Origin of the sequence: Pedobacter sp. Bi27 (assembly GCF_918698255.1) — a bacterium.
In the GTDB taxonomy this organism is placed as follows: Bacteria; Bacteroidota; Bacteroidia; order Sphingobacteriales; family Sphingobacteriaceae; genus Pedobacter.
Window position 1 is genome coordinate 72,133 of record NZ_CAKKMW010000008.1, and the last position, 15,593, is coordinate 87,725.

The following is a 15,593-nucleotide window of genomic DNA, read 5'->3' on the forward strand; positions in this document are numbered from 1 at the left end:
AAATAAAAAATGAATAGATAAGCGGTTTGATCATCTCAAATCTCTTATCTCAAATCACATAGCATGAAACCTTTTTTAGACGAAAATTTTCTTTTGCAAAGCAAAACTGCTGAAAAGCTTTATCACAATTTTGCAAAATCATTGCCGATTATCGACTACCATAATCACCTTATTCCAGAGCAGATTGCCAATAACACTCAGTTTGCCAACATCAGTCAGGTTTGGCTTGCCGGCGATCATTACAAATGGAGAGCCATGCGTGCCAACGGTGTTGATGAAAAATACATTACAGGTGTAGGATCAGATTATGAAAAATTTGAGAAATGGGCAGAAACCGTTCCCTATACTTTACGCAATCCTTTATACCACTGGACACATCTGGAACTTCAACGCTATTTTGGTATAACTGATTTACTTTCTGGTAAAACGGCACAGAAAATTTTCGACGAATGTTCTGCAAAATTACAAACACCTGAATATTCTGTACGCGGTTTGCTGGCCAAAATGAATGTAGAAGCCGTTTGTACTACCGATGATCCTTTGGATAGTTTAAACTACCACCAGCAATTGGCAAGAGAAGGCGCAAACCTTAAAATGTTGCCGGCCTTCCGCCCGGATAAAGCGATGAACAGCGACGATATTGAAGGTTTAAATGAATATATTGACAAACTGGAAAGTGTTGTAGATAAAACAATCAGTAGCTTTCAGGATTATATCGATGCGTTGAAAAGCCGTCACGATTACTTTGCGGCAAATGGCTGTTCAGTTTCTGACCATGGTTTAGAGCAGATTTATGCTGAAGATTATACAGAAGCAGAAATTTCAGCAATCTTTGATAAAATCCGCAGTAAACAACATATTTCTTACGAGGAGAACCTGAAATTTAAATCGGCCATGCTGATTTATTTTGCAGAATGGGATCACGAAAAAGGCTGGGTGCAACAATATCACCTGGGTGCATTGCGAAACAATAATGCCCGGATGTTAAGGCAATTAGGACCTGATACCGGCTGGGATTCTATTGGCGATTTTAGTCAGGCCCGAATGCTTTCTAAATTCTTAAACCGTTTAGATAACCAGGATAAACTGGCAAAAACCATTATTTATAATCTTAATCCAGCTGATAATGAATTAATTGCAACGATGATCGGAAACTTTAACGATGGTTCGGTTGCGGGTAAAGTGCAATTTGGTTCGGCATGGTGGTTTTTGGATCAGAAAGATGGCATGATCAAACAATTAAATGCATTATCAAACATGGGTCTGCTAAGCCGTTTGGTGGGTATGCTTACCGATTCGCGCAGTTTCCTCTCTTTTCCCCGTCACGAATATTTCAGAAGGATCGTTTGTAACCTCTTTGGAGAAGACATTGAGAACGGCGAATTACCTAACGACTTGGAGTGGGTTGGCAAAATTGTTCAGGATATTTCGTACTTTAACGCAAAAAATTACTTTAAATTTTAACCAAAATAGGGCTTTAAAGAGGTATTTCGTTGGAATCAAATCATTTCAATCGTTTTCCTTCCATTTTCATAGCGTTGCAGAAAACAGCATGAAATACGCCGATTAGATACAAAAATGAGCACCCAAATATTCGCTTCATCAAAAAAAGGAGAAAAAGTTTTAAGCTTTGGTGAAATACTTTTGCGCATCTGTCCCGATATGGACGGCCAGTGGTTAAAAGAAAATAAACTACCATTTTATGTGGGCGGTGCGGAGCTCAATGTAGCAACAGCGCTGGCACTTTGGAATGTTCCTTCAACTTACTTATCGGCTGTGCCTGATAATTCGGTAACCAGAGAGATTGTAGATTATCTGGATGCACGGGACATTGATACCACACCAATGGTTTACCATGGCGAACGTTTGGGCTTATACTATCTTCCAAAAGGGAAAGACCTTAAAAATGCAGGTGTAATTTACGACAGGGCAAATTCTGCCTATGCAGATTTAAAAGTTGGCCAGATTAACTGGGATGAAGTTTTTGAAGGTGTTAGCTGGTTTCATTTCAGCGCAATATGTCCGGCGATAAATCAATCTATTGCTGATGTTTGCTTAGAAGCTTTAAAAGCGGCCAGTGGGAAAAATATTACCATTTCACTCGATTTAAACTATCGCGCCAAGCTTTGGAAATATGGTAAAGATCCGATTGATGTGTTACCCGAACTGGCTCAATATTGCACCCTGATTATGGGTAATGTGTGGGCCGCCAATAAAATGTTGGGCACTGCACTTCACGAAGATTTAACAGCAACTGAGGGTTATGCAAAGGAAACGTTACTGCAACAGGCAACAGATACTTCTAAAGAAATATTAAGTTTGTTTCCGGCATGTAAAGCGGTGGCCAATACCTTTAGGTTCGATCATGGCAAAGGCATCAGGTATTATACAGCCATTTATACTGCCAATGAATTAACAGTTTCTGAAGAATATGTTTCTGAAGAAATTTTAGATAAGGTGGGTAGTGGCGATTGTTTTATGGCTGGCCTGATTTATGGCTTTTACAACCAGTTGTCGGCCAAAGAAACCTTGAATTTTGCCACCGCAGCAGCATACGATAAATTATACATTCCAAGCGATGCTACAACCAGTACTGTAGCCGATATAGAAAAAAGAATAATACGCAATGATTAGCAACAAGCACAAAATTTTAGATGCCATTTTAGAGCAGGGCATGTTACCCCTTTTTTACCAGGATAGCGAATCGGGTAGCGTAGAAATATTACGCACTTTGTATAAAGCCGGCGTTCGTGTTTTCGAATATACCAACCGGGGTAAATCCGCCCTGCCGAACTTTAAAAAGTTAAAAGAAATCCGTGATGCCGAAATGCCAGATCTTTATTTGGGTATTGGAACGATTAAAACGCCTGCTGATGCAAATGCATTTATCGAAGCCGGAACAGATTTTATTGTGGCACCAATCGTAAATCCGGCAGTTGCCGAAATTGCAAACAAAATTGGTATGCTTTGGATCCCTGGTTGTATGACACCGACTGAAATCAGTGTCGCTCAAGAGCACAAAGCCATGCTGATCAAAATTTTCCCTGCCAATATTTTAGGCCCTGAATTTATTTCATCGATTAAAGATCTTTTCGCCGGACAGCTGTTTATGCCAACCGGTGGCGTAGAAATTAATGCCGACAACCTAAAAACCTGGTTTAAATCAGGCGTTTGTGCCGTAGGTATGGGCAGCAAATTAATCAGTAAAGATGTGATGAGCAAAGGTCTTTATGAGGAGTTATTCGACAATACAAAATTAGCGCTTGACTTAATTCAGCAGAGTAAATAAATTTAACACACCCTAACCAAATGAACCAATCCAAAACAAGCAAATACAGATGGACCATATGTTTGCTGTTATTTCTAGCTACAACCATAAATTATTTAGACAGGCAGGTACTTTCGTTAACCTGGACAGATTTTATTAAACCAGAATTTCATTGGGATAATAATGATTATGGAAATATAACTGCACTGTTCTCTATTTTCTATGCAATATCGATGCTTTTTGCAGGTCGTTTGGTTGATAAACTGGATACCAAAAAAGGCTTTTTATGGGCAATAGGCGTTTGGTCTGTTGGAGCCTGTTTACATGCCTTCTGTGGCATTGCAACTGCCGGGATCATCAATGGAAACTGGTTTGTAGGATTTGAGGGTGCTAAAGAAGTTATTGCACGTGTTAACGATACCGGATTAATTGTTTCGGTAAGTGTTACCCTGTTTATTTTTGCCCGTTTTGTATTGGCTGTTGGAGAGGCAGGAAATTTTCCTGCTGCGATTAAAGCTACTGCAGAGTACTTTCCTAAAAAAGACAGGGCGTTTGCTACCAGTATTTTTAATGCAGGAGCTACGGTAGGTGCGTTAGCTGCACCGATTACCATCCCTTTTATTGCAAAAGCTTACGGATGGGAAATGTCGTTCATTATTATCGGTGCACTTGGTTTTGTATGGATGGGGCTATGGGTGTTTGTATATAACAAACCAGAGTTGCATAAAAGAGTTAGTCCTGAAGAGTTGGCTTATATTCAGCAGGATGTGATCAATGATCGTAAAATGGCTGATTATGTAGAAGAGACTAAAGAAAAAGTTTCGTTTATCGACTGTTTTAAATATAAACAAACCTGGGCTTTTGCTTTTGGTAAATTTATGACAGATGGGGTGTGGTGGTTCTTTTTATTCTGGACACCTGCCTATTTAAAATCTGTTTATGGAATGGATTCTACGCAAAGTGCACTTCCTTTATTTGTACTTTATATGATTACCTTACTGTCTATTATCGGCGGATGGTTACCAACCTATTTCGTTGATAAAAAAGGCATGAACCCGTATGAAGGTAGAATGAGAGCAATGCTGATTTTTGCATTTTTCCCGCTTTTAGCCTTAGCGGCACAACCTCTTGGGCACATTACCTATTGGATTCCGGTAATCATTATTGGCATTGCAGGTGCGGCTCACCAGGCATGGTCGGCAAATATATTTTCAACCGTAGGCGATATGTTCCCTAAAAAGGCAATTGCCACCATTACGGGTATTGGCGGTATGGCAGGCGGATTAGGCTCTTTCATTATCAATAAAGGCTCTGGTTTATTGTTTGATTATACAGGCAAAAATCAGATTGTTTTTATGGGTTTTAAAGGTGAGGAAGCAGGTTATTTTATTATTTTCTCTATCTGTGCGGTATGTTATCTTATCGGTTGGACTGTAATGAAAACCTTAGTCCCAAAATATAAAGTAATCGAACTAAAATAATTTAAAGGCTGGGGCTTAAGGAGCATAAAGAATCCTGATACCCGGCCTTTTTACAACAATAAATCTATACTTAAACTATAGACTTAACATTAATTTAACCCTAACAGCAACCCAAATTGAGTACATCGCTAAACCTCGAAAGTATTTTCGTTGAAGAGAGCCAGATTCCAGATGAATTTAGGCTCAAGGAAGAAATCAATCAAAAAGAGTTTCTTTCAAATGGAGAGATGAAACCATGGAATGGACCATTTAATGAAGTGTTTTCTCCGGTATGCGTAAAAACCCCCGAAGGCTTAAAACGAAAGCGTATTGGTAGTTTCCCTGTTTGTACAGAAAAAGAGTCGACAGAAGCTTTAGATGCAGCTGTAGCCGCTTATGATAACGGCCGCGGACAATGGCCAACCATGAGCGTTGCCGATCGGATTACTTGCGTAGAAAACTTCACTCATAAGATGATTGAGCAAAAAGAAATTGTTGCGAAATTGATTATGTGGGAGATCGGTAAATCGTATGCCGATTCGGTTAAAGAATTCGACCGCACGGTTGAGTACATCTATGCCACCATTGATGCACTGAAAGATATCGACAGGCAATCGTCACGTTTCGAAATAGAGCAGGGAATTGTGGCACAGGTTCGTCGTTCTCCACTGGGTGTGGTGCTTTGTATGGGGCCGTTCAACTATCCGTTAAACGAGACTTTTACGACGCTTATTCCAGCTTTGATTATGGGCAATACGCTTTTATTCAAACCACCTAAGCATGGGACCTTATTGCACTATCCTTTATTAGAGGCTTTCCGTTCCAGCTTCCCTAAAGGTGTTGTAAATACCATTTATGGCCGTGGCAATACCATTGTGCCAGGACTAATGAAATCTGGAAAAATTAATGTACTTACCTTAATCGGATCGAGTAAAGTAGCCAACGAACTGAAAAAACTGCATCCTAAAGTAAACCGTTTAAGGGCAATTTTAGGTTTGGATGCTAAAAACGCTGCAATCATTACTAAAGATGCCAATCTGGATTTAGCGGTTTCTGAAACGGTTCTGGGTTCGCTTTCTTTTAACGGACAGCGTTGTACCGCGATTAAAATCGTTTATGTTCACCGCAGTTTAGCACAGGAGTTTTTAAAACGTTTATCTGCAGAAGTAGAGAAACTGAAATTTGGTATGCCATGGGAGAAAGGCGTAAACCTCACACCGCTGCCCGAGCTGAACAAACCTGAATACTTAAAAGAATGTATTGATGATGCAGTTTCGCACGGCGCTAAAGTGATCAATAAAAATGGCGGACAAACTTTAGAAACTTTCGTTTATCCAGCTATTATGTATCCGGTAAACAGCAATATGAAACTATACCGCGAAGAGCAGTTTGGTCCGATCGTTCCAGTTGTTCCGTTTGATGATCTGGAAGAACCTATCGAATATTTAATTGGTTCGCCACATGGCCAGCAGGTGAGTATTTTTAGCAACAACGCTGCGGTAATTTCTTCGTTGATCGATCCTTTGGTTAACCAGGTAAGTCGTGTAAATATCAACTGCCAATGTCAACGCGGACCAGATGCTTTCCCTTTTACCGGTCGTAAAGACAGTGCTGAAGGAACGCTTTCTGTAGTGGATGCATTGCGTTCGTTCTCGATCCGTTCTTTGGTAGCAACCAAATTTACAGACGATAATAAAAAGTTGTTGAACGAAATTGTTAAAGGAGATGATTCGAACTTTTTAAGTACGAAGTATATTTTTTAAAGGATAATCGTCATTGCGAAGAGGAACGACTAAGCAATCTTAACACGAAGAATTAATTGTCGATTCTAGAAGATTGCTTCCCCGAAAGGTCTGGTCAGGCTCTCGGCTGAAAAGCCTTTTCGCAATGACATTTTAAATAGTTTTATATAGTCCTCGTTTGTAACGAGGATTTGCGAGATCCGCATTTGTAATGCGGGTAATGCGCTATTTATCGGCGATACAATCGCCTTTCTCATGCATCCTCGTTACAAACGAGGACGATTTTTAAAACACCCAATTCCGTGTGTTCTGTGTTTCCGTGGCAAAAAGCGTGTACAATAAAACATCTGTGTTTATCAGTGTGCATCTGTGGTAAAATTCATTTGAAAACGATTATTTACTTCAAGCTCTTTACCAAACTTAGCTTTAACTCTTTAATCCCTTTCACCACTAAACCGGCAATTTGTTTAGCCCCCTCAGGACTTAAATGTGTATTGTCTTTCTTGCCATTGGGGTAGTTCACATTGCCCGAATCAACATAGTTAAATAATTTAATGGATGGCTCTTCACCTAGGCGGTTTAGTAAACTTTCGGTCTTAACCAGCATATCAATTAAAGGAACACCTAAAGAATCGGCAACCTGGCGGGTTATGCGAGGGTAATCTCCATGAGAATCTAGTAAAACCCCATTCTTGAAACTTCTGCGGGAGATTGGCGTCAATAAAACAGGGAAAGCTTTTTTACTTCTGGTTTCTTTTACATAATTAACCAGATTGATCTTGAAATCTGCTAAGGATACACCGACAGCTGGTTTATCAACTTTCTCATCGTTATGCCCGAATTCGATAAAAACATAATCGCCTGGGTTTAACTCGGCCAATATCGGGTCCCAGCGTTTCTCTGCCCTGAAAGATTTTGTACTCCTTCCGTTTAAAGCCCGGTTATCAACGGTAACATCAGCCTTAAAATAAGACTGTAATGCCATGCCCCAGCCTGTTTCCGGATACGCTTTTTCTTCTTTATTTGCTGCGGTAGAGTCGCCAATGATATAGAGTTTTGTTTTCTTTGGGATGAATGTAAAAGAAAATAAAACGGCTATTGTTCCTGCCGCCAAAATTTTAAAGAAATTCTTGTTCATGTTTTTATCAGTTATTTTATTTAGCTGGATTCCACTGATCCGTTCCACCTAGTATATTTTTTAAAGTGTAGTTTTTTGCCTCTTTATCTGTTAACTGTTTTGTCCAGGCCAACCTCGTTTTAGGTGACGCACCATCGCCCTTACTTTTATATTCTGCATAAAAAACGGTCAATTCCTTGTTAGGGAACATCAGATCACCTTTCCATGGATTCCAACCTTCGGGTAAAATATGTTTCCCCAGATCGCAGCTGATGAATACTGTTTTTGCATAAGGCCTCCATGGTCTGCCGAGATAAGCTTTCGTTACAGTATCATCTGCAATAAGCATACAATTTATAAAAACAAATCCAAACTTTTGCGTCGCTGAAGTTGAAGCTGCGGTAATATAAGAATCGCTTAGATTTTTGATTGTACAATTTTGAAAGACTGCCGTAGCCTTGCCGAAAATAAAATCGGTTGTGCCTTCAATATAACACTCCTGATAGTATTGCCGGCTATTTTCGATCGCGGCATACAGCGTATCCTGATTGCCCAAAAATCTGCAGTTTTTTGCTTTAAAACGATCGCCTTCTACATGTAAGGCTACCGCCTGTCCAACTCTTCCAGATGAATTGATAATGGTTAAATTTTCCAGCTGGGTATCATTTCCCTGAACCAGTACAGTGAATGAGGTATAAGTGCTGAATTTAGCATTGCCAAAAACATCCTTACCTGATGCATTGGATTTCCCTGAATAATCATCAAAGGTGATGATGGTATTTTCAATATCCTCTCCAATTATAGAGATTTTGATCTTCCAGGACGGAATAATCAGCTTCTCCTTATAGGTTCCGTTTTTAACATGAATTTTAACTGCTTTCTCGCCTAAATCCCTCACCGAATTAACAGCCTCCTGAATGGTTTTGTAATTTCCACTGCCGTCCTGCGCAACAATTATTTCTGAAGGATATTTGGGATCCTGGGCATGGAGATAAAGAAAGGGAGCGGTAATTAAAACAAGTATTGCAATAAATTTCTGATAGGCTATTCTTGTCATTCTCTTCGATTAAATCTACAGGATAAAGTTCATTAAAAAAGGGCAGATTAAAACCTGCCCTATAATTTTTATTAGTATGTCCACCTCGGATCGCCGATCGGACCTCCGTTGCTTCCAGCACTTCTTAAAGGCGAACCAACAGCTATAGTAAAATCAGTTGTTGTGGCTGTCCAGCCGGTATTGATAGATTGATTACTTGCTAAAGTTGCTGTTCCAAAGGTTAGTGATGTTCCGCCGGTTAGGGCGCTGAACAGGTTGAAGTAATTACTGTTCGAAATCTTCAATGTACTTCCTGCACCTGTGCCCCTAATGGCAGCAGCGTTAACCGTACCCGATTTTGGTGTATTTGCAAAAATGCTGTTCAAAATGGTAAAATTGATCGGGTTTGCATTTGCATCTAACAGGGCGTACTTGGCATTGCCACCAAAACCATTAAAGGTCGAATTGGTGATCGCAACTGTCGGGATAACATCCCCTGTATAAGTGGTGCTTGCTGTAACCAGGCCAGGGCCTGCATTGTAAAAAGTAGATTTAGATATCGTAAGGGTATTGAACTGCATTTTATTTAGGTGAAAAGTATAATATGCGGATGCACCATTTAAGCCCATGTCGTAAACAATCGAGTTATTAACCGTAATGCCTGTGATTTTAAAATCGCGGGCGGCCGTGCCTCTATCACCTCTTAAAAACGACGTTACAGAGCCATGTGCAATACAGTTATCTACCACTACATTGGTAAAAGTTGCTGCTGCGCCATTGGCTGCCTGTGTACCAATAAAATTAAGGAAATAAAGCGATGCACTTGCTGTTCCATCAAATTCAATACCCGAAAGCGTTACACCTGCCCCAGTACCCTCTAAATCAATTTCCCTATAATTTATCTTTGTATCGGTTGGGTTGCCCGATGTTGATTTTATGGTAATGGTTTTTTGGGTGATGAAAGTGGTTGCCGACAAGGTATAAGTGCCTGGGTTTAAACCAATAATTGCACCATTTGTCGCACTGGCAATCGCAGCAGCCAGGTCATCACCAGGATTTAATTTTACCGTATATGTAGTTGGCGCAAGGGTAGTAAAAGTGGCAATTCCTTTGCTTTTCGTTCCTGCAAATAGTTCGGCGGTATATTTTGTCCCTGCTGTTAATCCTGTTATGGCTTTTAATCCTGCCGAGGCATCAGTGGTACTCAGGGTGATCGTGGTTGCCGTTCCGCTTTCAGGGGTTAAAACGATGGATGTTAAACCAACAGTTGGGGTATAACGCAGTGTAATGTTATTTTCTTTAATTTCATTATCTCTGATGGCTGCAAAAAGTTGAATCCCGGTTAACTGAAAAGCACTGCTACGTATATATTTCGATTCTGGCTGGCTTTCAGTTGCGTTGGCTTTAACCCTTGCATAATACTTGGTTCTTACCGCTAAATTCTCTTCAGTTACCGTTACACCGGCTGTATCAGCTGTCGTGGTGTAATTTACTGTAGCAAATAGCGAATCCGTAGAGAAATCGATACTGTATTTAAAGGTTTTTCCAGTCGACATTAAAGGAACTGTCCAGGTTAATTTAGCCGAGGTTTCGCCAGCGGTAATTTTTACATCGCTTGGCTTGAATATCCGTGCTGGGTCTGTCGGAACATCGTCTTCCTTTTTACAAGAAGAAATTGCCGCAACCATCAATAATAAAATGGCGAATTTAAACCGTAATTGATTTATAAATGTTTTCATAATTAATATCTAATTAATAACCAAAGTTTTGAGCCATACTCGGATTTTCGATCAATGTTGTTTTAGGATATGGGAAAAGTTCCTTTTTATTTGCTTCGAAGTAAAAAGCAATTCCCGTAGAAGTGCTGGTTATGGCGTTTTCTTCTGTAACAGCCTTTCTCCAGTTTTTAGTGGTATATCCGCTCGGGGCTGTTGAAGTGTTTAATCCTGGTGAGGCAAACACATTATTTGGTACACCACCATAGAGATCGAGTGTAGCTACTTCGTTTACGCTTGTTCCCAACAGGTAATTCCCCTCTTTGGCATAAACATAATTCGGTACACTGGTATAATCGCCTGTTCCTGCAATCAAAGCACGTATTTTAGTGCGTGTTTCATCAAATTTACTGCCTAATAAATTCCAACGGATTAAATCATATTTACGGATGCCCTCCCCTCCAAATTCCAACAACCTTTCTTTCACGATAGCAGTAAAAAAGCCGTTTTTATCCATTGGTGTTACCGGGATCTGGCCTTCAAAACCAGCATAGGCACGTTTTTGTACTTCCTGCAAGGCATTAACTGCTGTGGCTGATGGTGCTCCGTTAATTTCATTATCAGCCTCTGCATACATTAACAGTATATCGGCAAAACGTAACATTGGCCAGTTTACCCCGAAAGTTTGAGCAGCAGAAGAGTTGTTAAAAGTTGTCCATGATTTGCGGAATTTTCCATCGGTCATGTTAGACAGGGTATTGATGATTTTTTTTGATGTTGCGGTAATTTCGAAAACGCCGATGGTTACATCCCTGCGGCAGTCTTTTGTTACATCAAATTCGTAAAAGTAAGTAGGGATAGCATTCATCCCGCCGCCGCCTGAACCAAAAGTAGATGCAGAGTTAAAGCGGATACCGTTATAATAACCTAATTTGCTATCGGTAGAAGCATTGCCACCAAAAGCAGCCACTTCAAACATCAGCTCGTGGGCATCATCGTAGCGGGTTGTGGTATGCAAGGTCTTAAACACATTTTCATAAACAGGATTCAGGTTATGCTCCGAACGGTGGTTCATAATGTCCAAACACTCATCAAAAGCAATTTTATAATAAGTTAAATAATCAGCACTGCGTTCCATAGTATGGTTGGCCGATCTTAAAGAATAACCACCTCTGGCTAAGGCGATACGGGCCCTTAAACCTTTAATTGCCCCTTTTGTATAACGGAAACTGCCATATTCGGTAATTCCACTTCTCCATGGCACCAGGTCCTCAGCCATTTTTAAATCCGCGATGATCCGATCATAGGTTTTATTGCGGTCTACATTAGGACCGTACAATGTTTCGGCATCTGCAGAAGGCACGAAAGACGCAGGAACATCACCCCAGTTACGGATCAATTCATAAAGAAACTGTGCTCTTAATGTTAAAGCTTCACCATAATAGCGCTTCATAATCGTTTTGTCGGCCTCAGAACCATTGGTATAAAGACTAGAGGCCGGGATAAATTTGATGCAGATGTTTGCCCGCTCTACGCCTGCATATAATTGTAAAAATGGGTTGATCAGATCGGTATTGTCTGAACTCGCACCATACATGCTAATCCCCCTGCGATCGGAAGAACTGTAACTTCCCGAGGTTTTAAAATCATCGGCGGTTAAACCGAATAGTGTAGATATGCGGCTTCCGTAACCATTATCACCGCAAAGGCGGTTGTAAACCGCAATAATTGCCGCATTGGTGTTTGCTGTACTTTCAAAAACAACATCCGGACTGGAAGTAGATGGCGATTGTACATCTAAATATTTTTTACAGGAAGTAGTTATGCTCAATGCTCCAACAGCAATTACCATTAAAGCCGATTTTATAAATTTATTGTTCATTTTCTTTAATGTTGAGGTTAAAATACCATGTTAATACCAGCAAGGATATATCTGCTGCGCGGATAAGCAGCATAATCTATACCTGGCGTAAGTGGATTCGATCGGCGGGTGTTTGCTTCAGGATCATAACCTGTATAGCCCGTTATCGTATATAAGTTATTAACTGTTCCATATACCCTTAATTTTGAAATGAAACCTGTTTTTCTGATCAAAGCCTGTGGTAAGGAATAACCTAATGTCAGGTTGCTGATTCTTAAAAATGAGCCACTTTCAATAGCGTAAGAGGTTAAGGCATAGTTCCCTCCTGTTGGTGTCCATAAGGAAGTATTGGCATTCATGGCAGTCAATAATGCCGGATCTGTTACCTTTACACCATTGGCATCAAAATTCTGCCAGCGATCGTTCATCACCGCAAGTAAATTGTTGTCTTTTACGTTGTATTGCGAGGTAAACTCTATTTTGTTGGCGTTGTACACCTTGCTTCCGTAGCTAAAGTTTACAAATACGGTCAAATCGAAGTTTTTATAGGCAAACTGGTTGTTAAAACCACCGGTGAATTTCGGCTGCGCTGTACCTAAAACCGTTCTGTCGTCATCCCCGATCATCATACTTGATGAAGACGATAGCTTTTGAACCTTCATGTCGCCTGGCTGAGGATCACGGTTGCCCAATAATACCCTGCTATTTGCAACTGTTGGCTTAAGTGTATAGGTATAGGCACCAGTAGTTGCGTTTTGGACATAGGTGAAATCATCAACAGTATATCGCCCATCCGAAACGAAACCGTAAAACTGGCCAACCGGTTGGCCTACTTCAACTTTAAAATCGCCTAAGCTGTTTACCCAGCCTGATTGTGTGATGTATGAATTTACGCCATTTTGCAATTCGACAATTTTGTTCTTGTTGAATGAAATGTTGAAACTGGTATTGTAGCTGAAGTTTTTGGTTTTAACGGCCTGATAGTTTAATTGCAGTTCGAAACCTCTATTTTGCGTTTTACCCACGTTTTGCTGTTGTGTAGCATACCCCGTAGTTTGTGGCACATTTGCATTTAAAAGTAGGTTTTTTGTTCTATTATCGTAATAATCTAAATTAAGCGATAACTTGTTTTTAAATAAATCGATATCAATACCCAGGTTTTTAGAGATATTGGTTTCCCAGGTGATGTTAGGGTTAGATAAAATATTTCCTGTAGCAGTACCTGAAATTAAACCAGTTGATACTGAGCCATCTGTATCGGCATAACCACCGGTGGTAGAACTTAGGTAAAACAATGTTCTAAATAAATCCTGACCGATGCGGTTGTTCCCTGCTGCACCATAACTAAACCTAACTTTAAAGTTATCTAACCAATCGAGGTTCAGATCTTTTACAAATTTCTCTTCCGTTACCCTCCAGGCTACTTGCGCAGATGGGAAATAACCCCATTGTTTCCCTGCCGCAAATAACGAAGAAGCATCTGTTCTAAAATTTACAGTGGCCAGGTATTTATTTTTAAAACCGTAAGAGGCCCTGCTAAACACCGAAAACTGCCTGGTGCCAGAAATTAGTGAAGTTGGCCTGTCCTGAATGGTATTTGCCGGAGCGCTGCTCACAAAAGCATCATCGGGAGAGATATTTACGGGTAAAAATTTAAGTACCGTTGTTCTCGAATCTATATCGACCATGTTGATTTCCTGGCCAACCAATAAATCTAAACTATGGTCTTTACCCAGATTTGGTTTATAGTTAATGGTGTTGGTATTGATAAAAGATTTTTGGGCTACCGTGTCCAGTTGGATGGCAGGTAAACCCGCATTGTTCCTGGCTACGTTACTTACCGAGCCATTAAAGGTATTAACATGTCTGTTGGTTCGGTTGTAACCAACTGTACTCTTTATCGTTAAGTTTTTAAGAATCGAATATTGTACATAACCGCTCGAAATTAAATCGTTGCGATAATCATATTTCAATTCCTGGTTGGCCAAAGTAATTGGATTGGTTAATCCGGTAGTTAAATAGTCTGCGTCGAATAAATCGCCAGAATCGCCACCACCCGAATAAGGCTGGTAACGTACAGAATTTCTTAAACGGTTCGTACCTTGCGAACCTGTAGAGGTTGTTCCAACCCCATCAATACGCTGACCGCTGTAACGGGCATTTAGGCCAACCCTGAATTTATCAGAAAATTTATGGTCTAAACGCATCGAAGCAAAAGTTCTTCTATAGCCAGAGTTAAGCATAATACCGTCTTCCTTGGTATTGTTTACCGAAACATTGTAAGTGGTTTTAGAAGTACCGCCTGACAGATTTAAAACTTCGGTATTGCTCCATGCCTGACGGCCGAAAACTTTGTCCTGCCAATCGATATTTGGAATATTTTTGTAAATGTCAAGATCTTCGAACGTGCCATACTTTTTGGTAAAAGTATCTTTTACCTCCTGGTTGGTGTTGTTGTTATAGAGTTCATATTGATATTTGATAAACTCATAAGGATTCATTACATCCAGCTCGTTTACAATCTGCCGCGCACCCGCATAAGCATCAAACGAGACAATCGGCCTTCCTTTCTTTCCACTTTTTGTGGTAATGATCACTACTCCATTAGCGCCTCTACTACCATAAATTGATGTTGATGCCACATCTTTTAAAACATCGATAGACTGGATTTCGTTCGGCGATAAAATGGATAATGCATTTTCAACCTGGATTCCATCTACAATGTACAATGGAGAATTATCACCCGTAAGTGAACTGCCACCACGTACTTTAATTACAATTTCGGCGCCCGGGCTTCCTTCTGTTGTGGTAACCGATACACCTGCCAGTTTACCCGCTAAAGCCTGGGCTGCGGTGCTTACCGGGAACTGATCAATATCTTTTCCGGTAATGGAAGATACTGAGCCCGTTAAGGCTTCTTTACGCACAGATCCGTAACCGATGTTTACGGTAACCTCTTGTAAAGTGTTGGCATCTTCTTCAAGTGTTACGTCTATCTTGTTTTGCTCGCCTACAGCAACACTTTTTGTTTTATAACCTACATAGGTAAAAATTAGGGTAGTGCCTTTGGCCGGAATGGAAATTTTGTAAACTCCATTCGCATCAGTACTGGCTCCAATTTTCGAATCCTTTATCGATACACTCACGCCTATTAGTGGCTGCCCATCAGATTTATCCTTTACAGTTCCTGTTAATTGTCTGTTTTGTGCTTGAGCGACAGATAATCCAAAAAAAGAGAGAAGTGCTAAAAAGAGTAAAACTCTGCTCATAGTTATTTATTTATTTATTTGAAGTAATTTGGTTTTTTATGATGCTGCAATCGCTTGCAGATAGAATATAATTCTATTTCGGGATGTTATAGTTAGTTTATATTTGGTTACGTTGATGTAACAAT

10 protein-coding genes are annotated in these 15,593 nt (G+C 40.2%); 5 read left to right on the forward strand and 5 right to left on the reverse strand.

The genetic code is table 11. The features are described 5' to 3' along the window. Window positions 1-63 precede the first annotated feature (63 nt). From uxaC to LQ227_RS22215, 5 genes are all read left to right on the forward strand, one after another. Window positions 64-1,464, forward strand: coding sequence for a glucuronate isomerase (uxaC, locus tag LQ227_RS22195; RefSeq protein WP_230143276.1), 1,401 nt, complete (start codon window positions 64-66; stop codon window positions 1,462-1,464). A gap of 114 nt (window positions 1,465-1,578) precedes the next feature. Further along, entirely contained in the window at window positions 1,579-2,634 is a 1,056-nt protein-coding gene (locus LQ227_RS22200) for a sugar kinase (protein ID WP_230151165.1), read from the forward strand. Then, window positions 2,627-3,289, forward strand: coding sequence for a bifunctional 4-hydroxy-2-oxoglutarate aldolase/2-dehydro-3-deoxy-phosphogluconate aldolase (locus LQ227_RS22205; protein ID WP_193419254.1), 663 nt, complete (start codon window positions 2,627-2,629; stop codon window positions 3,287-3,289). Before LQ227_RS22200 ends, LQ227_RS22205 begins: the two co-directional genes overlap by 8 nt. Window positions 3,290-3,309: 20 nt before the next feature. Further along, on the forward strand, window positions 3,310-4,749 hold the full coding sequence (locus LQ227_RS22210) for an MFS transporter (RefSeq protein WP_230143280.1): 1,440 nt from the start codon (window positions 3,310-3,312) through the stop codon (window positions 4,747-4,749). 116 nt (window positions 4,750-4,865) lie between these two features. Continuing rightward, window positions 4,866-6,491 (forward strand): NADP-dependent glyceraldehyde-3-phosphate dehydrogenase, encoded by a 1,626-nt coding sequence (locus LQ227_RS22215; protein ID WP_230151167.1) that lies wholly within the window; start codon window positions 4,866-4,868, stop codon window positions 6,489-6,491. 376 nt (window positions 6,492-6,867) lie between these two features. On the opposite strand, the gene LQ227_RS22220 is transcribed toward LQ227_RS22215, so the two are convergent. The 5 genes from LQ227_RS22220 to LQ227_RS22240 all read right to left on the reverse strand — a co-directional run bounded on the left by LQ227_RS22220 (window position 6,868) and on the right by LQ227_RS22240 (window position 15,468). Continuing rightward, window positions 6,868-7,608: a rhamnogalacturonan acetylesterase gene (locus LQ227_RS22220; protein ID WP_230143282.1), complete on the reverse strand. Its 741-nt coding sequence runs from the start codon at window positions 7,606-7,608 to the stop codon at window positions 6,868-6,870. Window positions 7,609-7,624: 16 nt separating this feature from the next. Further along, complete coding sequence (locus LQ227_RS22225; RefSeq protein ID WP_230143284.1) at window positions 7,625-8,644, reverse strand: pectinesterase family protein; 1,020 nt, start codon at window positions 8,642-8,644, stop codon at window positions 7,625-7,627. Window positions 8,645-8,715: 71 nt separating this feature from the next. Further along, a complete protein-coding gene (locus LQ227_RS22230) occupies window positions 8,716-10,362 on the reverse strand; it encodes a DUF4957 domain-containing protein (RefSeq protein ID WP_230143285.1) in 1,647 nt (548 codons plus the stop codon). Window positions 10,363-10,375: 13 nt separating this feature from the next. Then, a complete protein-coding gene (locus LQ227_RS22235) occupies window positions 10,376-12,220 on the reverse strand; it encodes a RagB/SusD family nutrient uptake outer membrane protein (RefSeq protein WP_230143286.1) in 1,845 nt (614 codons plus the stop codon). 17 nt (window positions 12,221-12,237) lie between these two features. After that, complete coding sequence (locus LQ227_RS22240; RefSeq protein WP_230151169.1) at window positions 12,238-15,468, reverse strand: TonB-dependent receptor; 3,231 nt, start codon at window positions 15,466-15,468, stop codon at window positions 12,238-12,240. Between the last annotated feature and the right edge of the window lie 125 nt (window positions 15,469-15,593).